The sequence below is a fragment of the Streptomyces phaeochromogenes genome, assembly GCF_001418655.1.
GTDB lineage: Bacteria > Actinomycetota > Actinomycetes > Streptomycetales > Streptomycetaceae > Streptomyces > Streptomyces phaeochromogenes.
In genome coordinates this window covers 1-23,895 of record NZ_LIQZ01000401.1, presented here as the reverse complement: position 1 = coordinate 23,895, position 23,895 = coordinate 1, and the positions used below count along the sequence as shown (strand labels likewise).

Genomic DNA, 23,895 nt, shown 5'->3' with positions numbered 1-23,895 from the left:
CCCGCCTCCCGCGCTCCCCGCCGACGCCGGCCCCCGCGAGCGGGTCGCCCACGCGCTCGCCGTGGCCGAGCGCGCGCTCGACGCCAATTTCGTCGAGGCCTGGCAGACGCTGGACGTCTATCCGGCCGAGGCGAAGCACCGGGAGGCGGTCTCCCTGCTGCGCGCGTATCTCGGCGGGCGGCAGGCGGAGGCCGAGCTACGGCTGGGCCGGACGACGGCCGCCCGGCGGGGCTGGGGCGCCATGCTCACCGACGATCCCCTGCACCCCGCCGTACTGCGCAACCTCGCGGTGGCGCACACCTCTTCGGGTGACCTGGGCCCGGCCGCGCAGACGTGGAGCCGCTATCTCGAAGCGCTGTATCTGAGGGACCTGCTCAACGGAGACATCCGCCGCGGCGCCGCCGAGCGTGCCGAGGTGCACCGCGTCCTGGCGGGCTCCTTCGGCACGGCCCCGCTCTGCGCGCGCTCCGCGCCCGACGGTGAACTGGACGGAGACCTGCGGCAGATGGCACCCGTGCTGGCCGCGGCCGGCAAGGTCGGGATCGCCGTCACGCACCTACGGCTCGAAGAGCTCAACCACACCCTCTCCCAGCGCGGCCCGACCCTCCTGCTCGGCGTCGGCCGCTCCGTCGGGGAGGCCGACCTCGACGCCGCCCGGGACCGCCGCACGGCCGCCGTCGAAACCGCCGTACAAGCGCTCCCGGCGAGAGTGCGGGGGCCCTTCGAGAAGCAGTGCCGCCGCATGATCGACGAGGCCCACCGCGAGGCGTCGGAGACCCATGGACGTACCCGCAGACCCGGCGACGAGGCCGAGGAGCGGGCGCACCTGGAGTGGACGCGCGGGCGGATCCTGTGGAAGCTGCGGATCTCCAAGGCCGTCATGGGCGCGGACGTCGACTGGCCGCTCACCGAGTACTCGGGCGATGTGATCGCGAACCTGCGTCTCATCGACGAGCTGCCCCTGGACCCGGCCGACGAGGTGCTGCTGCGCAGCGTCCACCAGCTGGGTGTCCAGGGCGACCCCAAGGAGTTCGTCGAGCGGCACAACCAGCTCTCCGATCTCGCCGGCCGGTTCGCGCTGGGGCAGATCTTCGCCGCGGCCGAGGAGACGGCGTCCGGCACCGCCACACGTCACTTCCCCGACCGGTTCCGGCGCACCTGCCGCTCCTGGGGACGCAACGCGGACGCCATTCCCGAGGAGTACGCCGACCACCTCGACGATCCCGAGCGCCTCTACCACCCGTCCGCCAGATCGGCGTTCGCGATCCTGGCGAAGTCCGGGGTCCCCGGCGACGACCGGGAGCGTGCCGTCGTCGAGGCCGCCGTGACCGGTCTGGAGCGCTGGGTGGAACGCCTGCCCGGAGCCAGCGGCCCCGCCCGTGCGCTGGCCCGCCTGCTCGGCAGCCTCGACCGGCACGACGAGGTGCTGGAGGTGCTGTCCAGGGCCGAGCGCGAGGCCTTCAGTGCGCGGGGGCGGGAGAGACTCGCCGTGTCCTTCGTCCGTCTCGACATCGGCCGAGGCGAGTTCGCCGAGGCCGTGCAACGACTGCGGACGCTGCTGGAGACCGACTCCGACAGCGAGCAGCTGCGCAGGCTGCTCGCCGATGCGTACAACCGTTGGATCGGCTCCGGGAAACGTGTGCCCACCGCCTGGCGCATCACCGAGGACTTCGCGCGGTGGACGGATGCCGAGACGGTCCAGAACCGCCGGATGCTGGTCGTGTCCGCGACCATGGCCCTGCACCGGGACCGCCCGGAGGGCCCCCGGGCCGGTGCCCTCGCCGCCGACCTGCGCCAGCTGTGCGTGCTGGACCCCGGCAATGTGGAGGCCCGCTACCACCTGGTCGTCGCGCTGTACGGATGGGCGTGGGAGGTCCGCGAGCAGATCCGCTCCGCCGCGGGCCAACTGCGCCGGACCCTGAGCGAGCAGCTCGCCGCCGCCCGCGCCGAGTGCGAGGAGCGCGCCGTCGAGCTGCTCGGCCCCGGAGCCCGCTCCGGGACCGACTCCGACACGTCCGATGCGGCTGGGCAGACCCCGGACTCGGATCCCGGGACCCTCACCGACGAGCAGCGCCGCGAAAAGGTCTGGGAGATCCTCCGCGCGGTGCGCCCGGCGGCCTCATGAGGCCGGGAGAAAGCGGAAGAACCGGCTCCCCCGGAGCCGGTTCACCTCACTTCCCGTCGGGCTGCTTCCGTCAGGTCACTTCTCGTCGGGCGTCAGCCGCAGCGAAACGCTGTTGATGCAGTACCGCTGGTCGGTCGGGGTGGCATACCCCTCACCCTCGAACACGTGCCCGAGGTGCGAGCCGCAGCGGGCGCACCGTACCTCCGTGCGCACCATCCCGTGCGACCGGTCGGCGATCAGCTCGACCGCGTCGGACTCCTTCGGGTCGTAGAAGGAGGGCCAGCCGCAGTGCGACTCGAACTTCTCGGTGGAGGTGAAGAGCTCGGCGCCGCAGGCGCGACAGGAGTACACGCCCTTCGTCTTGGTGTCGGTGTACTCACCGGTGAACGCCGGCTCGGTGCCGGCCTTGCGCAGGACCGCGTACTCGGCCGGGTTCAGCTCCGCGCGCCACTGCTCGTCCGGCTTTTCGATGTCGTACGACATGAAGCTCAACCCCTCACTACAGGTACGGCTACTTCGACAGGCGGGTCAGGATCTCGGGTCCGAGGTCCGTCACGTCACCCGCGCCCATGGTGAGAACGAGATCACCGGGCTTCGCCATTCCCGCCACCACCGCGGGCACGTCCGCCTTGTCGCTCGCCGGCGTCACGTCGGCGCCCGCGGCCCGGGCCGCCTCGATGATCAGCTCGCTCGTGACGCCCGGGATCGGGTCCTCGCGGGCCGGGTAGATGTCCAGCACGACCGAGGCGTCCGCCAGGGCCAGGGACTCGCCCATCTCCTTGCCCAGCTCCTGGGTGCGGGAGAACAGGTGCGGCTGGAAGACGACCAGGATGCGCGCGTCTCCGGCAGCCGACCGCATCGCCTCCAGGTCCGCGGTCATCTCCGTCGGGTGGTGCGCGTACGAGTCGATGACCTGCACGCCCGCCGCCTCGCCCTTCAGCTGGAGCCGCCGCTTCACACCGGTGTACGAGGCGATGGCCGGGGCCAGCTCCGCCGCCGGGATGCCGAGGGCCGCGCCCGCCGCCAGCGCCGCCACCGCGTTGTGCGCGTAGTGGCGGCCCGGGACCGAGACCGTGAAGGTGAGCGTCGAGCCGTCCAGCTCGACGGTCACCTCGCTCTTCAGGCCCTGGGCGACCACGGACAGGACCCGTACGTCCGCGTCCTCGGACTCGCCGTACGTCACCACCTTGACGTCGTCCGACAGCCGCCGGGTCAGTTCGCGCGCGCCCTCGTGGTCCGCGGTGATCACCAGGGTGCCGCCCGGCACGATCTTGTCCGCGAACGTCTCGAAGGACTCGTAGATCTCGTCCATCGACGCGTAGTTGGCGTGGTGGTCCAGCTCCACGTTCAGCACGATCGCCACCTCGGGCGCGTACTTGTGGAAGCTGCGGTCCGACTCGTCGGCCTCGGCGACGAAGATCTCGCCCTCGCCGTGCAGGGCGTTGGAGCCGGGGGCGTCGAGGTCGCCGCCGATCGCGTACGAGGGGTTCAGGCCCAGGGTCGACAGGGAGACGGCCAGCATCGACGTCGTGGTCGTCTTGCCGTGGGTGCCCGCCACCGCGATCGGCCGCAGGCCGTCCATCAGGCGGGCGAGCGCGTCCGAGCGGTGGACGACCGGGATGCCCAGCTCGGCGGCGCGGGCCAGCTCCGGGTTGTCGGCGCGGATCGCGGACGACACGACCACGCAGGTCGCGTCGTCGGCGAGGTGTCCGGCCGCGTGGCCGATGTGCACCGTCGCCCCCAGCGCGCGCAGGGCCTCCGCGGTCGCGGACTCCTTCGCGTCACTGCCCGCGACCTTCGCCCCGCGCTGCGCGAGGATCTTCGCGATCCCCGACATCCCGGCACCGCCGATGCCGATGAAGTGCGGTCGGTCCATGGCGGTGGGAAGACCGGGTGCCATACGTGTTACTCCCAGGACTCGGGTGGGACGGTGAGCGCGCCCAGCCTATTAGCTGCGGCACCCCGCGCCCTCTCAGGGGCGCGGGGCTGTGACATTGTGCGGCTCCGCGTGGGCGCGACCAGCCACATGCCCGCCGCACCCGGCGAACCCGAGATCCACCACGGCGCCCACGGCCGAGCCACAGCGGCAGCGGCAGCGGCAGCGGCAGCGGCAGCGAACCGTCACGTCTTGCTGTGCGAGAACAGCTTCAGCACCGGCACCCCCACCTTGTGCCGAGCCCGCGAGGCCCAGTCCCGGTGGAAGAACTCCTCCACGTAGTGGGGATCGGTCAGCACAATGACCTCGTCCGCGTCGATCTCGTCCACGAGCCCCTTCAGCGCGTCCAGCGGATGATCCTCGATCAGCCGCCCCTCCGCCGTGCTCCCCGCCGCCCGCAGGGCCACCAGCGACACCTCCAGGGCCTTCTGCCCCTGGCCGACGGCCTCCTCGCCCTCGGGCGTCTCGTTCTCGCGGGCCGCTTCGTCCAGCTCGCCGAGCGCCACGTCGTCGATGGCCCGCAGCAGCCGGTCGGCCTGGTCGCCGCGGGGCTGGAGCAGCACATGGAAGGCGACGTCCTCGTCACCGTGCAAGCTGGTGACGAACTCCACGTCCGCGGACGTCAGGGCCTTCTCGATCATCAGTACGCTTGTGAACACGACAGGCGCCCTTCTCATCCGTGGGCCGTCCGTAGGCCCCTGCGGAAACCATCCTGCCCCGTAACCGCACGGGTACTGCGAGATTTGGTGTGCCCAGGGAAAGTCAAACGGAACGGGTGATTCCGTCTATTTGGTCAGGTCCGACGGTAACGGCTGAACAGGAACCCGGCCTCCTCCAGCAGAGACGTCAGCTCGAACCGCCTCGGCACGGCCACCGGAGGGCCGCCGGCGATGCGTTGGGCGTCGCCCGCGGTGAGCATCGGGGACACCGTCAGACAGAGCTCGTCGAGTACCCCGGCCGCGACCAGCTGGCCGAGCAGCCGGGGCCCGCCCTCGGTCAGGAGCCGGTACAGACCCCGGTCGGCGAGGGCGCGTACGGCCCTGGCGGGGTCCACGCCCATGCCGTCCCCGGCGATCACGACCTGCACGCCGGCCTTCTCGGCGGCGGCGATCCGGTCGGTGGCCGCCGCCGCGCCCGTGAGCACGAGCGTGGGGACCAGCGGCGAGGTGAAGAGCGGCAGCGAGAAGTCCAGGTCCAGGCTCGCGCTGACCACCGCGATCGCCGGGGCCGGGCCCTGCCCCGCCGCCTCCCGGAGCGCGGCGAAGTCCTCCCGCGCGCGTGCCGGGCGGTAACCCTCCTGGCGTACCGTTTCCGCACCGACCACCACGGCGTCCGCGAGCGCCCGCAACGTACCGAAGATCCGCATGTCGGCGGCGCTGGAAATGGGCTGCGAACGCCCGTCGTGCTGGGCGGCCCCGTCGAGCGTGGACACCATGTTGGCCCGCAGCCACGGCTCCGGCCCGGCGGGTCCCGAGCCGGACGGATAGGCGTACGCCGCCGCCAGCTCCTCCAGCCCCCACTCCCGGTCGGCCCCGTCCGCACCGGCCGTACCGGGGCCCCCGCCCGAGTCCCGGGCTGCTGTCTCGTCGGTCACAGGGAACAGGCGTCGCATGCCGTGCAGTCTGGCACGGCCCTCAGGGCCTGTCGTCAAAGGTGGCGTATGCCTCGCGGTGTCTGGCACGCACGCTCGCGGCGTTGCCGAAATGCCCTAGTAGCTCCGCTACGAGGACACTCCGGCGCCTTGCGATCGCACGCACCAGACGCCGCGAGGCCCGCCCTTCGGGCGGACGACGCCACCTTTGACGACAGGCCCTAGAGTGGGGAACCGTGTCGACCTCCCCCTCTGCCTCCGGTCTCGGTTCCATAGCCGACGCTGCCCCGTCGTCCCTCTGCGCCCGTGAGCCGCGCGTTCCCGCGGACCGGCTGGTCGCCGAGATGGTGCCGCCGCCGCGGTTCGACTCGGTCCGTTTCGATACGTACATTCCGGACCCGAACCAGCCCAGCCAGACCGAGGCCGTCCATGTGCTGGACGCCTTCGCGGCGGGGCTCGGCGGGGCGCAGGCCGCCGGCTCCGGCAAGCGCGGTTTTCTCGGTTTCGGGAAGAAGGCGGCGAAGGCCCCGGCCGGCCCCCGCGGTGTCTACCTCGACGGTGGTTACGGCGTCGGCAAGACGCACCTGCTCGCCTCCCTCTGGCACGCGACCCCCGCCGAGCCCTCCCTGAAGGCCTTCGGCACGTTCGTGGAGCTGACGAACCTGGTCGGCGCCCTCGGCTTCCAGCAGACCGTGCGGACGCTGAGCGGCCACCGGCTGCTCTGCATCGACGAGTTCGAGCTCGACGACCCCGGCGACACCGTCCTCGTGTCCAGTCTGCTCGCCCGGCTGGTCGAGGCGGGCGTGGCGCTCGCCGCGACCTCCAACACCCTGCCGGGCAAGCTCGGCGAGGGCCGGTTCGCCTCGGTCGACTTCCTGCGCGAGATCCAGGGCCTGTCGGCGCACTTCAGGTCGCTGCGCATCGACGGCGAGGACTACCGCCACCGCGGGCTGCCCGAGGCCCCGGCCCCCTACTCCGACGAGCAGGTCACGAAGGCCGCGTACGCGACTCCGGGCGCCTCGCTCGACGACTTCCCGCATCTGCTCGACCACCTGGCCCGGGTCCACCCCAGCCGGTACGGCGCGCTGACCGACGGGATCACGGCGGTCTGCCTCACGGACGTCCAGCCGGTCCCGGACCAGTCGACCGCGCTGCGGCTCGTCGTCCTCGCCGACCGCCTGTACGACCGCGAGGTGCCGGTACTCGCCTCCGGGATGCCCTTCGACCGGCTGTTCAGCGAGGAGATGCTGAACGGCGGCTACCGCAAGAAGTACTTCCGCGCCATCTCCCGGCTCACCGCACTGGCACGGGACGCGAAGGACCTCGTCGGGACGCGAAAGGCCTAGCGAAGGGCCGTCCGAACCACCGCCCGAACCGCCGCTCATCAGCCGGTTTCCGGCCTGCTTGCGATGCTCTTCAGCCCACTTCAGGCTCTCTTCAGGGTGAAACGTTAAGTTAACCCTGCAAACAACTTCACCCGTTAACGTTCATGTTGACGTGAGAGCACTTGACCTGAAGCCGGCCGAGAGGAGGCGCATGTTACGAGGTACGACGGCTCGGACCCTGTTCACCGTTCTCGCCGCCGTCCTGCTCGCCCTGCAACTCTCAGCGCCTGCTTCGGCGTTCGCTTCCGCGCACGCGACACCTGTCACGGGCCCCAAGAGCAAGGCCGAGTTCGTCACCTGTGGCGAGGCCCTGCACCCGGGCAGCCCGACGGGTCCCCTGCGGACCCGTGACCGGATCCGCGTCGCGGACCACGTCCCCCAGTCACCCGCGCGTCCACTGCTCTGCAAGGACCCCGCGACCCACCACGACGACCCGTCGCACCTCGCCGCTCCGGCGGCGCACCACCGTACGACGAGATCGTCGACAGCCCATTCCGCGGCGGCACTTCAAGTGTTCCGCTGCTGACCCGACCCCCCACCGGGCACGAAGCGACTCCGACCTGACCCACCCTCACCACGCCACGTCCGCCGAGCGCGTCGACGTGGGGTCATGTCGCCGTACCCGCATGCGCTCCGTTTTGTACACCGACGCGCCCTGTGGCGCGCCAGGAGGAACTGACACATGCAGCCCCTCATCGATCACGCACGCTCCTTCCGCAAGCAGTCCGAGGACCGCCCGGAGGAGTTCGCCCGTCTCGCCGAAGGCCAGTCCCCGCAGGTCCTGTTCATCACCTGCTCCGACTCCCGGGTCGTCCCGGCCCTGATCACCGGAGCCCGGCCCGGTGAGCTCTTCGAACTGCGCACGGCGGGCAACATCGTCCCCCCGCACACCTCCTCGCAGCCCACCAGCGAGGCGGCCACCATCGAGTACGCGGTGGAGGTGCTCGGGATCGCGGACATCGTCGTCTGCGGCCACTCCCACTGCGGTGCCGTCGGCGCGCTGGTGCGCGGCGACGACCTGACCGCCGTACCCGCCGTGCGCGACTGGCTCGCGCACTCCACTCCCCGACCCGAAGGCGCCGTCGAGGACCCGACCGTCACCGAGGCCGTACAGAGCCACATACTCACCCAGCTGCTGCGACTGCGCTCCTACCCGTGCGTGGCACGGCGTCTGACGAGTGGTCAACTCCGCCTGCACGGCTGGTTCTACGAGGTGCACACCGGCTCCGTCCTGGCGCACGACGTGCACGCCGACGCCTTCGAGGAGCTGTGAGCAACGCGATGGGCACCCCCACAAGCAACCGAACGAGTACAAGCAACCGAATGAAGTTCCCTCATCTGCGGCAGGACTTCGCCGCCTCGCTCGTCGTCTTCCTCGTCGCCCTGCCGTTGTGCGTGGGCGTGGCGGTGGCGTCGGGCGTGCCCGCCGAACTCGGCCTGGTCACCGGCATCGTGGGCGGCCTGGTCACCGGTCTGCTGCCCGGCAGCAGCCTCCAGGTGTCGGGCCCGGCCGCCGGTCTGACCGTGCTGGTCTTCGAGGCGGTGCAGGAGTACGGACTCCCCGTGCTCGGAGTCATCGTGCTGGCCACGGGTCTGATCCAAGTCGCCATGGGCGCCCTGAAGTTGGGGCGCTACTTCCGGGCCATCTCGGTGGCCGTCGTCGAGGGCATGCTGGCCGGTATCGGGCTCGTCCTGATCGCCGGGCAGCTCTACTCGGTGGCGGGCGCACAGGCACCCGCCTCGGGTCTGGGCAAGCTGGCCGGACTGCCGGGACTGATCGCCGACTCCGCCGGGTCCACCGAGGCACTGGCCTCGTTCGGCCTCGGGGCCGGCACCATCGCCGTGCTGGTGCTGTGGAAGCACCTGCCGAAGAAGGTCCGTACGGTGCCGGGGGCGCTCGCCGCGGTCGCGCTGGCCACGCTCGTGACGCTGGCGTTCAGCCTGCCCGTGGCGACCGTCGAGGTGAAGGGCCTGCTCGACTCGATCCAGCTGCCGGGCTTCGAGACCGTCGGCGAACTGGCGAGTCTCGGCGTGCTCGGCACGGTGGTGGCGTTCGTGCTGATCGCCTCGGCGGAGTCGCTGTTCAGCGCCGCCGCCGTGGACCGGCTGCACGACGGACCGCGTACCGAGTACGACAAGGAACTGATGGCGCAGGGCGCGGGCAACACGGTCTGCGGGCTGCTCGGCGCGCTGCCGATGACCGCGGTGATCGTGCGCAGCGCGGCGAACGTGCAGGCGGGCGCGCGGACGAAGGCGTCCCGGGTCATGCACGGCGTGTGGCTGCTGCTGTTCGCGGCGCTGCTGCCTGCCGTGCTCGCCTACATTCCGCTGCCGGCCCTCGCGGGCATCCTGGTGCACGCGGGCTGGAAGCTGATTCCGCTGCGCGGGATCGTGTCGCTGTGGCGCGAGCACCGGGGCGAGGCGCTGATCCTGATCGTCACGGCCGTGTCGATCGTCGCGATCAGCATGTTCGAGGGTGTCCTGATCGGGCTCGCCCTCGCGGTCGCCAAGACGGCCTGGGAGGCCTCGCACCTCAAGCTGGAGGTCATCGACAAGGGAGCGGGCCCCGTGCAGGCGTACCTGTCGGGCAACGCGACCTTCCTGCGGCTGCCGAAGATCCTCGACAACCTGGAGGCGCTGCCCCAGGACCGGCCGGTCGAGCTGGACCTGTCGGGGCTGCACCACCTGGACCACGCGTGCCGGACGGCCCTGGAGAACTGGGCCGAGCGGCACAGCGCGACGGGCACGGAGCCGGTGAAGGTCACGACGCCGTAGACCCCTCGTGAGCAGGCAGGAACGGCCCGGGGCTCGACAGAGCCCCGGGCCGTTCCGTTGCCATGACCGGGGCGTATCGTTGAATTAGCCACATAAGCGGCGACTCGATCGGCACAAGGTGCGGAGGGCAGGGGTCGTCATGGTCGAGGAACTCCTGGTCGCGGCGGTGACGGTCGCGTCCGTCGGGGCCGTGTACGTCGCGGCGGCGGCACGGATCGTCAAGCAGTACGAACGCGGAGTGGTCCTCCGGCTCGGACGCCTGCGCGGAGTGCCCCGCACTCCGGGGTTCACGATGGTGGTCCCCGGGGTCGACCGGCTGCACAAGGTGAACATGCAGATCGTGACGATGCCCGTGCCCGCGCAGGAGGGCATCACCCGGGACAACGTCACGGTGCGCGTGGACGCGGTCGTCTACTTCAAGGTGGTCGACGCGTCAAACGCGATCATCCGGGTCGAGGACTACCGGTTCGCGGTCTCGCAGATGGCGCAGACGTCACTGCGCTCGATCATCGGCAAGAGCGACCTCGACGACCTCCTGTCGAACCGCGAGAAGCTCAACCAGGGCCTGGAGCTGATGATCGACAGCCCGGCCGTGGACTGGGGCGTGTCCATCGACCGCGTCGAGATCAAGGACGTGTCGTTGCCGGAGACGATGAAACGGTCGATGGCCCGGCAGGCCGAGGCCGACCGTGAGCGCCGGGCGCGGATCATCAACGCCGACGCGGAACTCCAGGCCTCGAAGAAGCTGGCGGAGGCCGCCGGGGTGATGTCCGAGCAGCCCGCCGCGCTCCAACTCCGGCTGCTGCAGACCGTGGTGGCGGTCGCCGCCGAGAAGAACTCGACGCTCGTACTGCCCTTCCCGGTGGAGCTGCTGCGGTTCCTGGAGCGGGCACAACAGCCGAACGAACTGCAGGTCCCAACTCCCCCGCCATCCGGGTCATCTGACGCTGCGTGAGAACGCCACGCTACGCGCGTGGTTCACGTGCCCGGTGCTGCGTGATACACACAGGCGGGTCACATTCTCCTGTCCGCCAACAGGAAGGTTGCCCCATGTCCGCAACACGACGCGAGGTGCTCGCCCGCTCCGGTGCCCTGGGAGTGGGCATCGCGTTCACGGGAGCCATGTCGGAGCTCTTCACCGGCACGGCCACCGCGCTGGGCCACACCGGATACGGCCCCCTGGTCCCCGACCCGGACGGCCTGCTGGATCTGCCCAAAGGTTTCCGCTACCGGGTGCTCTCCCGCGAGGGCGACCAACTGCGCTCCGGTGAGGGCCGGGTGCCGAGCAACCACGACGGCATGGCCGCGTTCGCCGGGCGGTCCGGCTCCGGCGACAGACACGGCCGGGTCGTCCACCTGGTCCGCAACCACGAGAACCGCAACACCGGCCGCATCCCGGTCCCGACCATCGAGGGTCTCACCTACGACCCGATGGGCAAGGGCGGCTGTACGTCGCTGACGGTCGACGCGCGCGGAAACGTACTCGACGAGCGGGTCGCGATCGCCGGTACGGCGGTCAACTGCGCGGGCGGGCCCACCCCTTGGGGCACCTGGCTCACCTGCGAGGAGACCGAGGACAAGGCCGGCACGAACGGCTACACCAAGGACCACGGCTTCATCTTCGAGGTCGACCCGGCGCAACCGCACCGCACGGGCGCGGTACCCCTCACCGCGATGGGCCGCTTCCAGCACGAGGCGATCGCCGTCGACCCGAAGCGCGGCATCGTCTACGAGACCGAGGACGCCTTCGAGAGGCCCTTCGGTCTCTTCTACCGCTTCCTGCCCAACAAGCCCGAGGGCGGCCGTGGTTCGCTGCGCGCGGGTGGCCGGCTCCAGGCGATGCGCGTGCCCGGCGTACCGGACCTCTCCTCGATCCAGGAGACGGGCGCGAGCTTCGACCGCGTCGAGTGGGTGGACGTCCCGGACCCGCTCGCCGCCCAAACCGCCATCCGCTTCCAGGACTTCGGCCCCAAGGGCATCACCCACGCCCAGAAGCTGGAGGGCTGCTACTGGGGCGGGAAGTCCGTCTACTTCGTCTCGTCCTTCGCGCACAGCAGCGACGGTTCGGCCGCCGACCACTTCGGCCAGATCTGGCGGTACGACCCCGACGCCCGCCGGCTCACCCTGGTGATCGTCTTCGGCCCCGACACCGACGTGCAGCTGCCCGGCGAGTCCCCCGACAACATCTGCCTCGCCCCCAGCGGCGGCCTGATGGTGTGCGAGGACGGCGGTGGCGTACAGCACGTGTACGGGGTGACGCGGCGCGGCGAGGTGTACGCGATGGCCCGCAACCGGCAGAACATCGGTACGCCGGAGGAGCCGGAGTGGGGTGAGTTCGCGGGCGTCACGTTCTCGCCCGACGGCAGAACGATGTACGTGAACTGCTACACCCCCGGGACGACGTTCGCGGTGACGGGCCCCTGGCGGAGGTAGCTCCGCACCGGCCGGGCAGGAGCCTCGGCCGACGGGAAGGGCGCGGTGGGGTGGGACGCGGATATCGGGTCCCACCCCGGCGGGTCCGGCTCCGGATTCATCACCGGCACCGCTCAAAGCGATCGGATTCTCTTGTTGGACGACTGAAAGGTGACGGTGGAGGCTGGGGCGTACCGAATGAATCCCCAGGAGGAACCTCCATGCAGACACGCACCGTCGGTGACGTCCAGGTCGGAGCTATCGGTCTGGGCGGTATGCCGATGTCCATCGAGGGGCGCCCCGACGAGCAGCGTTCGGTCGCGACCGTCCACGCCGCGCTGGAGGCCGGCGTGACGCTGATCGACACTGCGGACGCCTACCACCGGGACGCCCACGAGGTCGGTCACAACGAGTCGCTGATCGCCCGCGCGGTCGCCGAGTACGGCGGCGACACCTCGGACGTGCTGATCGCGACGAAGGGCGGTCATCTGCGTCCGGGCGACGGCTCGTGGACGCTGAACGGCTCGCCGGAGTACCTGAAGAAGGCGTGCGACGCGTCGCTGGAGCGGCTCGGCGTCGAGGCCATCGGGCTCTACCAGTTCCACCGGCCGGACCCGCGCGTCCCCTACGAGGAGTCGGTCGGCGCGATCCGGGATCTGCTGGACGCGGGCAAGATCCGATTCGCGGGCATCTCCAACGCCAGTCCCGACCGGATCCGGCTGGCCAACGAGATCCTCGGCGGCCGGCTGGTGAGCGTGCAGAACCAGTTCTCGCCCGCCTTCCGTTCCAGCGAGCCGGAGTTGGAGCTCTGCGCGGAACTGGGCATCGCGTTCCTGCCGTGGAGCCCGCTGGGCGGCATCTCGAACGCCGGCGCGCTGGGTTCGCGGTACGCCGCGTTCGCCGACGTGGCCCGGACCCACGGCGTGAGCCCCCAGCAGGCCTGCCTGGCCTGGATGCTCGCGAAGGCACCGGTGGTGATCCCGATCCCGGGTTCCTCCCGCCCGGAAACGATCCGCGACTCGGTCGCGGCGGCGGAACTGAAGCTGTCCGCGGAGGAGCAGGCACGCCTCGATGCGGCGTGACGGGGCCCGACCTACGCTGAAGCCATGAGTAACCATTACGGCCCGGAGCACCCCGCGCCTCCCAAGGGGCGCGGGGCTGTGACGTCGTGCGGCTCCGCCGCGGGGCGCACCCAGCCCCCACCGACCAGCACCTCACCCACCGGCCTCCCCCCGGAGGGCTTCGCCGAGTGCGTGCTCTGCCAGAAACCCACCGAGTACCCGGAGTCGTACAGGGGCATCACCCTGTGCCCCGTCTGCGAATGGCAGGAGGCACAGCGCACAGCCTGCTCCGGGTGAGGCCGATCGACCAGGCCGGGTGATCAGCCCCGGCGGGTGGTGAGCGCGCAAGCCACCGCCACGGCCGCCGCAGCCACCGCCCCGGCGAGGAACAGCGGCAACACCGGCGCCGGTACGACCCCTGCCTGCGACCCCGTCACCAGGTCGCTGACCGCCACCCGGGCCGGTGACCCGGTCACCACCAGCGCCAGCACCGCCGCGAGCAGCATCGCCGGGACCGCCCGGCCGGTCGACCGCAGCAGCGGCCGGGTCGTGAGCGCTCCGACGGCCGTGCCGAGCAGGGCGCAGGCGAGCGCGGCGAGCAGCCCGGCGCCGCCCGCCGGTACGACGGGTACGGGCGTCCGATGGTCGGTGCTCGCCGGATCGCTGACCACGGTCACGACGACCGTAGCCACCACCCCGAGCAGCGCCGCCGTCCCGAACGCGACGAGCAGACAGGCCAGATGCGCCCGCGCGGGCCCGGCAGCCGCACCTACACAACTCCGGGCGGCGGGCGGCTCGTTGGTGGCGCAGATGCGTACGAGCCAGGCCGCGACGGGGAGCACCGCGGCAGCCGCGTAGCCGAGTGAGTCCAGCACCGGCTGGCCCGTCTGGACGCCGATCCCCAGAACGGCCGCGTACAGGATGACCGGCGGCAGCCAGCGCTGAGAGCGGGCCAGGAGCGCGGCCTGATAGCGGAGGAGCGCGATCATGAGCGGACCTCGGCGTCGACATCTGCACCGGCATCGGCATCGGCGTCAACAGCCGCTGCGGCAGGGGCTCTTGGCGGTACGCGGGTCGCGGGTGGCCCCTCCCCCACGCTCACCACGTGCCACGGCGGGTGGGCCGTCAGCAGGGTCCTGAGCAGGGTGTCCGAATGCGTCGCGGGGACCGTGAGGCGGAGGCTTCCGGGGCCAGGGCCGGGGCGGCCGGGTCCGGGCTCCTCGACGGAGACGGCCAGCCGCGTCACCTCCACGGGCGGCTCGGCGCCCGGCGCCCCCTGCACCTCGACCACCACGTACGCCTCCTCCCTCGGCACCGAACTCCCCGTGACCGTACGGACGTTGCCGCCCGCGACCACATACGTCACGTCCGGTGCGCCGGCCAGCCGTCGCGGGTCGTGGTCGACGAACACCACCGTGCCGCCCGCGGCCCTGCGCTCCAGCACCGCCCGCTCCAGTTCCGTACGGGCGGCCGTGTCGAGGCCGGTCCAGGCCTCGTCGAGGACGAGGAGTTCCGGTTCGGCGAGCAGTGCCTGGGCGACCGCGACCTTCTGGCTGCTGCCCTTGGAGAGCTCCGACATCGGCGTACGGGCGTACTCGGCGGCGCCCAGGCGTTCCAGCCACTCGACGGCGGCCCGGGCGGCCTCCCCACGGGACAGGCCGTGGACGCTGCCGAGGTGGATCAGATAGCCGGCCGCGGTGAACGGGAGGGCGGCCGGGAAGCGTTCGGGGACGTACGCGGTGCGGGGGCGGCCCGTGATACGGCCCTCGGTGGGGGCGTCGATCCCGGCGAGCAGGCGCAACAGGGTCGACTTGCCGGTGCCGTTGGCGCCCTCGATCCGCGTCAGGGTGCCCGGGGCGAGCGTGAGGTCGACGCCGCGCAGCACCCATGGGGCGCCGCCGAGACCGTACCGGCGTCCGACGCCCTCCAGCAGCAACTCGCGATTCATACGCCCCATCCTCGCGCGGACGTTCGCGTGAGCGCAGAGGAACCGGCCAGAGGAACCGGTCAGAGGAATCGGTCGGGGGAACCGGTCAGGGGATCCCTCCGAGGCACCGTTCCGAGGAACCGATCTTCCGCCTGGCAGACTGGAGGGCGTGAGCAGCGACCAGACGACCACCTCCGGGGCCGACGCAGGGGGCACCCCGCAGGACAGCCCCTTCCGGCACGAGCGGACCGCCCGCGACGAGGCGCCGCAGTACGTGCTGCCCCTGGTCGTCCGTATCGAGCGGAACGAACCGCCGGGGCGTACGGACGCGCTGGAGACGGCGGCCCGTGCCGTCCTGGTGATGCTCAGCGACGAGCGGTCGCTGGGTGACGGGGAGTGGGCGCAGGCGATGCGGGACTGGCAGGACGCCCGGATCCGCAAGGTCGTCCGGCGGGCGCGCGGCGCCGAGTGGCGGCGGGCCGAGGCGCTGCCCGGCATCACCGTCACCGGAAAGTCGGCCGAGGTCCGGGTCTTCCCGCCGGTCCCGCTCGACGGCTGGCCCAAGGACCTGGCACGTCTCCAGGTCTCCGGCACGGACCTGGACGACCCGGAGCCGCCGGGGGACGCCGACCCGGCAGCGCCCGTGCTCTGGATGAGCCCGGACCTGGAGATGTCGGCCGGCAAGTCGATGGCCCAGGCGGGCCACGGCGCCCAACTGGCCTGGTGGGAGCTGTCGGACGAGGACCGCACGGCCTGGCGCGAGGCGGGCTTCCCCCTCACGGTCCGCACGGCCGCCCCCGCCCGGTGGACCGAACTCACCACGAGCGGACTGCCGTTGGTGCGCGACGCGGGGTTCACGGAGATCGCGCCGGGGACGACGGTCGCCGTCGAGGGGTACGAGCGTGTCGGCGCGCTGACCGACCACGTGCGTCGGTCGGCCGCCGACTAGAACGCTCGCGTCCCCAGGGACAGTAAGGGTCAGGTTCGGCGCGCTGCCCACACCGTGCGCTCGGTACGCACGTTGAGATCGGTGCGGCGCAGGACGCTGTACGGGCTGTCGGTGTCGAGGAGTCGGTCGAGAGCGGCCAGGTCCTCGGCCGTCAGGGCCGGTGCGGCGCTGCCGCGCAGGCGGCGCAGACTGCTGAGCGCGTAGCGGCCCACCGCGTCGGTGTGGGGCGGGCCGATGTCGACCGCGATGGTGCGTTCGCCCTCGACCGTGAAGCCTGCTTCCGTCAGCTTGGTTCCCCAGTCCGCGCCTCGGTGGGGTACCTGCTCGGCGTGGTGTCGGTCGAGTGCGGAATGGCAGCGTTCCTCAAGGCCGGGAGCCTCGTCCGGGGCGCCTGCGGGCAGGAACCGGGGGAAGCCTGCCAGCTCGACGACGGCGAACAGCCCGCCCGGTGCCAGCAGGTCGTGGACCTGGCGCAGGGCGCGGTCGGGGTCGGACATGTGGTGCATGGAGGCCGATGCCCAGACCAGTTCCGGCGCGCCGAGGTCGGGCCACGCCGTCGCGTCGAGGTCGGCCCGCACTATGCGCAGACGGCCGGCCGCTCCGGCCGCCTTCTCCTGGAGGCGGTGCAGATGGGCGGCTGAGACGTCGACCGCCGTCACCTCCGCCCCGGGGAAGCGATCGAGCAGAGCGAGGCTGCCGGCTCCGGTCCCGCAGCCCAGATCCACGATGCGGCGGGGGCCGGACCCGACGGGCAGCCAGGCGGTGATCGACGCGATGTGTTCGGCGAGTACGTCCGCGTCCAGGTCGAGGATCTCCGAGTGGTCGCCTGAGTCGTGCTCATGCTCGTGCTCGTGAACTTGGCGCGCTGTGTGCGGGGAGGCGTGGTTCATGCGCCCAAGCTAGGCGGGCCGTTCGCGTCTGACCTGGTCGTTTCCGGAATGCGCAAGACGATGACCGGCTGAACTGCGGGACACGCAAACAGCCACAGTCACGGCGACGCGGACGGCGACTGCGACGGCGATGACGACGGAGACGAGCGGTTCGCCTTCCCCGCATCGTCGCCGCGCTGGTGGCCGCGACGGGCGTCACGGTCGAAGATGCCGAGGATCTCGCACGGTCCGCCCTCGGCACCGATGGCGTGCGGAAGCATCGTGGTGAACTCCGCCGCCTGGTTGGTCTCGATCCGCAGGCGCCGGTTGCCCAGGAGCAGGATCGCGGTGCCGGAGAGGACCACGAGCCATTCGCGGCCCGGGTGGGCGCGCATCCGCGCGGGGTTGTCGGGCGGCGGGTCGGTCATGCGCTGGCGTACGACGGTCATGCCGGGCTCCGCCTTGATGGGCCAGCGCATCAGCCCGTGGGACGCGTCGATCATCGGGTTGGAGATGACGTCGTCCGTGGCGGTCTCGACCAGCTGGTCGAGAGAGGTGTCCAGGGCACGGGCCAGGGTGACGAGCTGGTCCAGGGCCAGCCGGCGCTGACCGGTCTCGATGCGGCTGAGCGTGGACTGGCTGACCTGGGCGCGGGTGGCCAGCTCCTCCAGGGACCAGCCCTGGGCCACGCGGAGGGCACGGATGCGTTTGCGTACCAGGCTGTCCAGCTCGCCATTGTCTTGCGTCATAGGCAACATCGTATGCCCGCGCAGCAAGAAGCGCTTAGCGTCGTTCTTGTCCGGCCCCGCGGTCCGCAAGGACTGGGCCCACCCCTGTCACCCATCACCCTTGGCGCTCCGGCGCCGATGTCCGCATGCCCTCCTGAGAGGAATCCCGAGGAATCCATGAGTACGAACCAGGCTCCCGAAGCGAGCCCCGACCCGAGCGGCGCCGACGCCCCCGGCGAGAGCGTGCCAAACGCACCGGACACACCCGACGCACCCGACGCACGTCAACGCCGCACGATCCTGATCGCCGTCTGCGTCGCGCTGATGGCCGTCATCGCCTCGGTGTCCGGGCTCAACGTCGCCCAGCCCGACCTCGCCGTCGCCTTCGACGCCTCGCAGAGCACGGTCCTGTGGATCATCAACGTCTACACGCTGAGCCTGGCCGCACTCCTGCTGCCGCTGGGCGCGATCGGCGACCGCTTCGGCCGCAAGCCCATGCTGCTCACCGGTCTGACCGTGTTCGGCGTCGCCAGTGCGGTGGCGGGGCTGGCCCCGTCGACCGAGGTCATGCTCGCCGCCCGGCTGCTGAGCGGAGTGGGCGCGGCGATGATCATGCCGATCACGCTCGCCGTCATCACGTCGACCTTCCCCAAGGAGGAGCGGGGACGGGCGATCGGGGTGTGGACCGGTGTGGCCGGCGGTGGTGGCGTCCTGGGCATGTTCCTCTCGGCCGCCCTGGTCGACGCGGTGAGCTGGCGGTGGCTGTTCGTCCTGCCCATCGCGCTCGTCGTGGTCGCCCTCGCCATGACGCTGCGGTCCGTCCCCAACTCCCGCGAGAGGTCCGGGCACGCCTTCGACACCGTCGGCGCGCTGACGTCCGTCGTCGCGGTGGTCGGGCTCATCTTCGTCCTCCAGGAAGGCCCCGAGCGGGGCTGGACCGCCCCCGCGACCCTGGCCGGCCTGGTCGTCGGCGTCATCGCCGCCATCGGCTTCGTAACCTGGGAACTGCGCCGTCGGGATGCAGCGCTTCTGGACGTGCGCCTGTTCCGTGAGCGCGGTCTGGCCGGGGGCTCGATCACGCTGTTGGTGGTCTTCGGGGTCCAGGCGGGCATCTTCGTGGTCCTCTTCCCGTTCTTCCAGGCCGTTCTCGGCTGGTCGGGGCTGCTGTCCACCCTGGCGCTGATGCCCATGGCCGTCATGATGATGCTGGCCTCCGGGCTCGCCCCGCACCTGGCCGCTCGTGTCGGTCCCCGAGCGACGATGGCCACCGGCATCCTCCTGGCCGGTGCCGGTCTGGCGCTCATGGCCGCCGTCGTCTCCGTCGACGGCGGCTATCTGTCCGTCCTTCCCGGGATGCTCGCCATGGGCATCGGCATGGGCCTGTCGATGACGCCCTCCACCGAGGCCATCACCAGCGCCCTCCCGCGGGAACGCCAGGGCGTCGCGTCCGCGCTCAACGACGTCACCCGGGAGTTCGGCACCGCGCTCGGCGTCGCCCTGCTCGGAGCGCTCCTGTCGGCCGGGTACCGCAACGCCATCGACGCCCGGCTCGCCGGCGTTCCCGAGGGCCCGGCCGACACCGCGCGCGAAGGTGTCGCCAACGCCCTCGACGCCGCGCACCAGGCCGGCCCCCAGGCGCAGGACCTGGTCCGTGCCGCCCGGGAGTCGTTCGTCGACGGCTGGCAGAACGCCATGTGGGCAGGGGTCGCCGTCATGGCCGCATTGTTCGTCTACGTCCTCGTCCGAGGTCCGCAGCAGCCCACGGGCACACCGGCGAACCGGCCGGAACCGGCGGTCGACGCGATCGCTCCGTAACCCCCGACCACCACGAGAAGCCCGCTCACGGTGCCGACTGGATGTCCCCCCGCGTGGAGGACGCGATGGTGTCGCGGTGCGCGAAGTCGCCCGGCGGGATGCCGGGGTGGTGTCCGAGCCGGGCCGGCTGCGTCGTGGCGGAGGGGTCGAGGGTGAGCCGGGAGACGATGCGGTAGCGGTCGCCGCGGTAGATCGAGTGGACGTACTCGACGGGCTGCCCCGTGGTGTCCGAGGTGAGCCGCTCGAAGAGGAGCGCCGGGGACAGCTCGGGCACGTCGAGCAGTTCGGCCTCGGCCCGGGTGACGACGGTCGGCTCGATCGCCTGCACGGCCTCCTGGACGTACACGCCGTGCTGTTCGCGCAGGTGCTCGTACAGGTCGCCGGTCTCCAGTTCCTCGGCGGAGAGGGTGGGGACCAGATCGGCCCTGATGTGCAGATGCTCGATGGCCATCGGGGCGCCGTCGACCAGGCGCAGCCGTGCCACGTACACGATCTCGGCGGCCGGTGAGATACGCAGTTTGCGGCCCACGCGGGCGCCGGCCGCGAAGGTGGTGAACTCCAGGAGGCGGCTCGACCAGGCCCCGGAGGCCTGGGGCGCCGTCATGGTCTGCTGGCCGGAGACGAGCTCCTGGGTGATCTTCTCGGGCGCCACGAACATGCCGCGGCCGTGTTCCCGCACCAGGAGTCCCGCGGCGACGAGTTCGTCGACCGCCGCGCGCAGGGTCGGGCGGGACACGCCCAGCTGGGCACAGAGGGCTCGCTCGGAGGGGATCGCGTCACCCGGGCGCTGCGACTCGACGAGTTCGAGGATGAAGTCGCGGACCCGCTCCCGCTTGAGCACCGCGCCTGGTGCGTCTTCCTTCATGCCGTGCCCCCTCATGCGCGCCAGCCGCTTTACCAGTTGACCAGTGGTCGCGCGCAACTGCCCTCCTGGTGGGGCGAAGTGTAACCGCTGCCGAACGGTGATCGCCCAGCTCCCGACCGGCCAAGTCGTCAATAACCCAGTGGACACAGGGGGTTGACGCCACTCATTGGTCTATGCCAGTTTCATCCCCGCATCAAGAGGTGAGCTGTCCAGTGGGCTTCACTGGTCAGGTGGTTGGGTCATGTCCTCCAGAGGTGAACCGTGAAGCTCCGCTTGTTTGCCGGTGTGTCCGTGCTTGTGATGACCGCCGGGCTGAGTGCCTGCAGCAGTTCCTCCGACGACTCCGACGGCAGTTCCGGCGGGAGCACCACCATCGACGTCTGGCTGATGCGCGACAGCGTCTCGGCCGAGTTCCAGAAGGACTTCGTCAAGGGCTTCGAGGCCGCTCACCCGGACATCAAGGTCAAGGTGCAGATCCAGGAGTGGGACGGGGTCGGTGAGAAGGTCACCGCGGCCCTCGCCAGCAGTGACGCTCCGGACGTGATCGAGACCGGCAACACCCAGGTCGCCCAGTTCGCGCAGAGCGGTGGCCTGCTCGACCTCAGCGACAAGGTCGACGAACTCGGCGGCAAGGACTGGCTCAAGGGCCTCGCCGAGCCGGGCGCCTTCGAGGGCAAGCAGTACGGCATCCCGTACTACGCCGCCAACCGCGTCGTCATCTACCGCACCGACCTCTTCAAGGAGGCGGGTGTCGAACCGGCCGCGATCAAGACGCGCGACCAGTGGATCGCCGCCACCAAGAAGCTCAACTCCGGTGACACGCAGGGCATCTATCTGCCCGGTCAGATGTGGTACGCCCTCGCGGGCTTCGTCTGGGACGAGGGCGGCGACCTCGCCACCGAGTCGGGCGGCAAGTGGCAGGGCGGCCTCGACACCCCCGAGGCGATCCGCGGCATGGAGTTCTACGAGAAGCTCCAGGCACTCGGCAAGGGCCCCAAGGACTCCGACGAGGACAGCCCTCCGCAGGCGGACGTCATGGCCAAAGGGAAGGTCGCCCAGGTCATCTCGACTCCCGGCGGCGCCAACGTCATCGTCGAGAACAACCCCGAACTGAAGGGCAAGCTCGGCTTCTTCCCGATCCCGGGGAAGACCGCCGGGACACCGGGTGCCGTCTTCACCGGTGGCTCCGATCTCGTCATCCCGACGGCCTCCGCCAAGCAGGACGCGGCGTACACGTTCATCAAGGAACTCACCGGCGACGCCTGGCAGAAGAAGCTCGCCGTCGCCATGAGCTACGTCCCGAACAAGACCACCCTGGCCGACGCGGTCGCGTCCGACCCGGGCGCCTCGGCCATGGCGGTCGGCGCCGCCGAAGGCCATGCCACACCCAACACACCGGGCTGGGCCGCCGTCGAGGCCAAGAACCCGATCAAGGACTACATGACGGCCGTTCTCACCGGAGGCGACCCCGAGCAGGAAGCCCCCACCGCGTCCGAGGCCATCACCACGGCGATGAACTCCGGCTCCTGACCGCCGAACGCCGGAACCGCCCGAACACCGCAACCGCCCACGCACCGGAACCGCCAACGCACCGGAGGAGGAGTGCCGTGTCGGCCGTCCGAGAGCAGACCGCGCCCCACCCCCCACCGAGCACCCACCGACCCCGGCGCACCACCGGCCCAGGAGGGCGCGGCCCGTCGAAGGACGGAGGCCGCGGGATCTGGCCGTACGTCCTGATCGCCCCCGCCGTACTCGGCACGCTCTACCTGCTCGTCTATCCCCTGATCCGTGCTGTCGTGATCTCGCTGCAGGACTTCGGACTGCGCCAACTCATCCTGGGCGACGCGCGTTTCGTCGGACTCAAGAACTACGAGACGCTCCTCGGGGACAGCCGCTTCTGGGAGGTCGTGCGCCGCACGTTCCTCTTCATGGCGGTCAACGTCGTACTGATCATGGTGCTCTCCACGCTGGTGGCGCTGATGATCGAGCGGCTGGGCCGGTTCGGCCGGATCGCGGTCCTCAGCGCGCTGGTGCTGACCTGGGCGATGCCCGTCATCGCGGCGACCACCGTCTTCCAGTGGCTGTTCCACTCGGAGTTCGGCATCGTCAACGCGGTCCTGACGGACCTGGGGTTCGAGTCCTTCGACCGCTATCCCTGGTTCGCGCACGGACCGGCCGCGTTCGCCATCCTGGTCGCCCTCATCGTGTGGCAGTCCGTGCCGTTCGCGGCGATCACCCTCTACTCGGCCCTCACCACCGTCCCCACCGAGCTGTACGAGTCGGCGCGGCTCGACGGGGCGTCGGGGCCGCGGATCTTCCGCTCCATCACCTTCCCGATCGTCCGGCCGATCTTCATGCTCGTGCTCTCACTCGAAGTGATCTGGACCTTCAAGGCGTTCGTCCAGATCTGGGTGATGACCAACGGCGGACCGGGCGACGCGACCACGATCCTGCCCGTGTACGCGGTGCAGACCGCCCTGTCGAGCCAGCGCTACGACCTCGGCTCGGCGGCCTCCATGGTCACCGTCGTGCTGATGTCGGGCGTCCTCGTCCTCTACTTCCGCCAGATGTTCCGCCAGGAGGACGAGCTCTCATGAGCACCACCACCCGGCTCCGCGTCCGCCGACTGCCCCTGAACGCCGCCGCCGTGGTCACGGTCGTAGTGTGCCTGTTCCCGGTCTACTGGATGGTCGCCACCGCGTTCACCCCGACCCGCGACATCCAGTCCGACAACCCCCGGATCCTGCCGGAGAGTTGGACACTCGACCACTTCCGCACGGCCGTCGGCGCCGACGGCTTCGGCCTCTTCTGGCGCAACAGCATCCTCGTCACACTGAGTGCGGTCCTGCTCGCCCTGGTCATCGCGCTCGGGGCCGCCTACGCGGTCGCCCGGATGAGGTGGAGAGGGCGCCGGCAGTTCGTGCTCATGGTCTTCATCGCCCAGATGGCGCCCTGGGAGTCGCTGATCATCCCGGTCTACATCATCTCCCGGGACACCGACATGCTCGACCGGCTGCCGACCCTGACCCTGGTCTACTTCATGATGACGCTGCCCTTCACCCTGATCGTCCTGCGCGGCTTCATCGACACGATCCCCCCGGAGCTGGAGGAGTCGGCCCAGGTCGACGGCTGCACCCGGCTCGGCGCCTTCCGGCACATCGCGTTCCCGCTCCTCGCCCCGGGCCTGATGGCCACCTCGCTGTTCGGCTACATCACCGCCTGGAACGAGTTCACGTACGCCAACTTCCTGATCATCAAGCAGCAGGACAACCGCACTCTGCCCGTGTGGCTGTCCTCGTTCCAGAACGTGTTCGGCACCGACTGGGGCGCCACCATGGCCGCCTCGACCCTCTTCGCCGCCCCGGCACTCGTGGTGTTCCTGGTGCTCCAGCGCCATGTCACCTCGGGCTTCGCCGCCGGCGCGGTCAAGGGCTGACCCCGCACGCTCCCCCAGCAC

General features: G+C 70.9%; 23 protein-coding genes. 14 read left to right on the top strand and 9 right to left on the bottom strand.

Going from position 1 to position 23,895, the window contains the following annotated elements:
- Positions 1-2,125, top strand: a 2,125-nt coding sequence (locus AOK17_RS40305) for a hypothetical protein (RefSeq protein ID WP_157881494.1), incomplete at its 5' end; no start/stop codon positions are given.
- Between the two features lie 75 nt (positions 2,126-2,200).
- On the opposite strand, the gene msrB is transcribed toward AOK17_RS40305, so the two are convergent.
- From msrB to AOK17_RS40285, 4 genes are all read right to left on the bottom strand, one after another.
- Positions 2,201-2,608: a peptide-methionine (R)-S-oxide reductase MsrB gene (gene msrB / locus AOK17_RS40300; protein ID WP_055617598.1), complete on the bottom strand. Its 408-nt coding sequence runs from the start codon at positions 2,606-2,608 to the stop codon at positions 2,201-2,203.
- A 28-nt stretch (positions 2,609-2,636) separates the two neighbouring features.
- Positions 2,637-4,025: a UDP-N-acetylmuramate--L-alanine ligase gene (gene murC, locus AOK17_RS40295; protein ID WP_055617597.1), complete on the bottom strand. Its 1,389-nt coding sequence runs from the start codon at positions 4,023-4,025 to the stop codon at positions 2,637-2,639.
- Between the two features lie 221 nt (positions 4,026-4,246).
- The gene (locus AOK17_RS40290; RefSeq protein WP_107102631.1) at positions 4,247-4,720 is read right to left on the bottom strand and encodes an indole-3-glycerol phosphate synthase; all 474 of its coding nucleotides are present in this window, start codon (positions 4,718-4,720) and stop codon (positions 4,247-4,249) included.
- A gap of 134 nt (positions 4,721-4,854) precedes the next feature.
- A complete protein-coding gene (locus AOK17_RS40285; protein WP_055617596.1) occupies positions 4,855-5,673 on the bottom strand; it encodes a pyrimidine reductase family protein in 819 nt (272 codons plus the stop codon).
- Positions 5,674-5,888: 215 nt separating this feature from the next.
- Here AOK17_RS40285 and zapE point away from each other — a divergent pair, with 215 nt between their 5' ends.
- From zapE to AOK17_RS49335, 8 genes are all read left to right on the top strand, one after another.
- Positions 5,889-6,998, top strand: coding sequence for a cell division protein ZapE (gene zapE, locus AOK17_RS40280; protein WP_055617595.1), 1,110 nt, complete (start codon positions 5,889-5,891; stop codon positions 6,996-6,998).
- 190 nt (positions 6,999-7,188) lie between these two features.
- A complete protein-coding gene (locus AOK17_RS40275; protein WP_055617594.1) occupies positions 7,189-7,563 on the top strand; it encodes a hypothetical protein in 375 nt (124 codons plus the stop codon).
- A 156-nt stretch (positions 7,564-7,719) separates the two neighbouring features.
- Entirely contained in the window at positions 7,720-8,310 is a 591-nt protein-coding gene (locus AOK17_RS40270; RefSeq protein WP_055617593.1) for a carbonic anhydrase, read from the top strand.
- Between the two features lie 50 nt (positions 8,311-8,360).
- A complete protein-coding gene (locus tag AOK17_RS40265; protein ID WP_245697673.1) occupies positions 8,361-9,812 on the top strand; it encodes a SulP family inorganic anion transporter in 1,452 nt (483 codons plus the stop codon).
- A gap of 139 nt (positions 9,813-9,951) precedes the next feature.
- Entirely contained in the window at positions 9,952-10,767 is an 816-nt protein-coding gene (locus AOK17_RS40260) for a slipin family protein (protein ID WP_055617592.1), read from the top strand.
- Between the two features lie 95 nt (positions 10,768-10,862).
- Positions 10,863-12,245 (top strand): PhoX family protein, encoded by a 1,383-nt coding sequence (locus AOK17_RS40255; protein ID WP_055617591.1) that lies wholly within the window; start codon positions 10,863-10,865, stop codon positions 12,243-12,245.
- Between the two features lie 200 nt (positions 12,246-12,445).
- On the top strand, positions 12,446-13,306 hold the full coding sequence (locus tag AOK17_RS40250) for an aldo/keto reductase (protein ID WP_055617590.1): 861 nt from the start codon (positions 12,446-12,448) through the stop codon (positions 13,304-13,306).
- A 24-nt stretch (positions 13,307-13,330) separates the two neighbouring features.
- The gene (locus AOK17_RS49335; protein ID WP_079053556.1) at positions 13,331-13,582 is read left to right on the top strand and encodes a hypothetical protein; all 252 of its coding nucleotides are present in this window, start codon (positions 13,331-13,333) and stop codon (positions 13,580-13,582) included.
- A 23-nt stretch (positions 13,583-13,605) separates the two neighbouring features.
- On the opposite strand, the gene AOK17_RS51785 is transcribed toward AOK17_RS49335, so the two are convergent.
- Positions 13,606-14,274, bottom strand: a complete 669-nt coding sequence (locus AOK17_RS51785) for a hypothetical protein (RefSeq protein ID WP_055617588.1) — start codon at positions 14,272-14,274, stop codon at positions 13,606-13,608.
- A complete protein-coding gene (locus AOK17_RS51780; protein WP_055617587.1) occupies positions 14,271-15,233 on the bottom strand; it encodes an ABC transporter ATP-binding protein in 963 nt (320 codons plus the stop codon). Before AOK17_RS51780 ends, AOK17_RS51785 begins: the two co-directional genes overlap by 4 nt.
- A gap of 148 nt (positions 15,234-15,381) precedes the next feature.
- Here AOK17_RS51780 and AOK17_RS40230 point away from each other — a divergent pair, with 148 nt between their 5' ends.
- Complete coding sequence (locus AOK17_RS40230) at positions 15,382-16,161, top strand: peptidyl-tRNA hydrolase (protein WP_055617586.1); 780 nt, start codon at positions 15,382-15,384, stop codon at positions 16,159-16,161.
- Positions 16,162-16,190: 29 nt separating this feature from the next.
- On the opposite strand, the gene AOK17_RS40225 is transcribed toward AOK17_RS40230, so the two are convergent.
- Both AOK17_RS40225 and AOK17_RS40220 read right to left on the bottom strand, forming a co-directional pair.
- Entirely contained in the window at positions 16,191-17,051 is an 861-nt protein-coding gene (locus AOK17_RS40225) for a class I SAM-dependent methyltransferase (protein WP_055617585.1), read from the bottom strand.
- A gap of 98 nt (positions 17,052-17,149) precedes the next feature.
- Positions 17,150-17,779: a helix-turn-helix domain-containing protein gene (locus tag AOK17_RS40220; RefSeq protein WP_055617584.1), complete on the bottom strand. Its 630-nt coding sequence runs from the start codon at positions 17,777-17,779 to the stop codon at positions 17,150-17,152.
- Between the two features lie 156 nt (positions 17,780-17,935).
- Here AOK17_RS40220 and AOK17_RS40215 point away from each other — a divergent pair, with 156 nt between their 5' ends.
- Positions 17,936-19,573, top strand: coding sequence for an MFS transporter (locus AOK17_RS40215; RefSeq protein ID WP_055617583.1), 1,638 nt, complete (start codon positions 17,936-17,938; stop codon positions 19,571-19,573).
- 25 nt (positions 19,574-19,598) lie between these two features.
- Here the strand turns inward: AOK17_RS40215 and AOK17_RS40210 are convergent, their stop codons facing one another.
- Positions 19,599-20,438, bottom strand: a complete 840-nt coding sequence (locus AOK17_RS40210; protein ID WP_055617582.1) for a GntR family transcriptional regulator — start codon at positions 20,436-20,438, stop codon at positions 19,599-19,601.
- Between the two features lie 261 nt (positions 20,439-20,699).
- On the opposite strand from AOK17_RS40210, the gene AOK17_RS40205 reads away from it, so the two are divergent.
- The 3 genes from AOK17_RS40205 (at position 20,700) to AOK17_RS40195 (ending at position 23,874) form a co-directional block, all read left to right on the top strand.
- Entirely contained in the window at positions 20,700-21,968 is a 1,269-nt protein-coding gene (locus AOK17_RS40205; RefSeq protein ID WP_055617581.1) for an extracellular solute-binding protein, read from the top strand.
- A gap of 77 nt (positions 21,969-22,045) precedes the next feature.
- Positions 22,046-23,035 (top strand): carbohydrate ABC transporter permease, encoded by a 990-nt coding sequence (locus tag AOK17_RS40200; RefSeq protein WP_055617580.1) that lies wholly within the window; start codon positions 22,046-22,048, stop codon positions 23,033-23,035.
- Positions 23,032-23,874, top strand: coding sequence for a carbohydrate ABC transporter permease (locus AOK17_RS40195; protein WP_055617579.1), 843 nt, complete (start codon positions 23,032-23,034; stop codon positions 23,872-23,874). The genes AOK17_RS40200 and AOK17_RS40195 overlap by 4 nt, the downstream gene beginning before the upstream one ends.
- Positions 23,875-23,895: the final 21 nt, after the last annotated feature.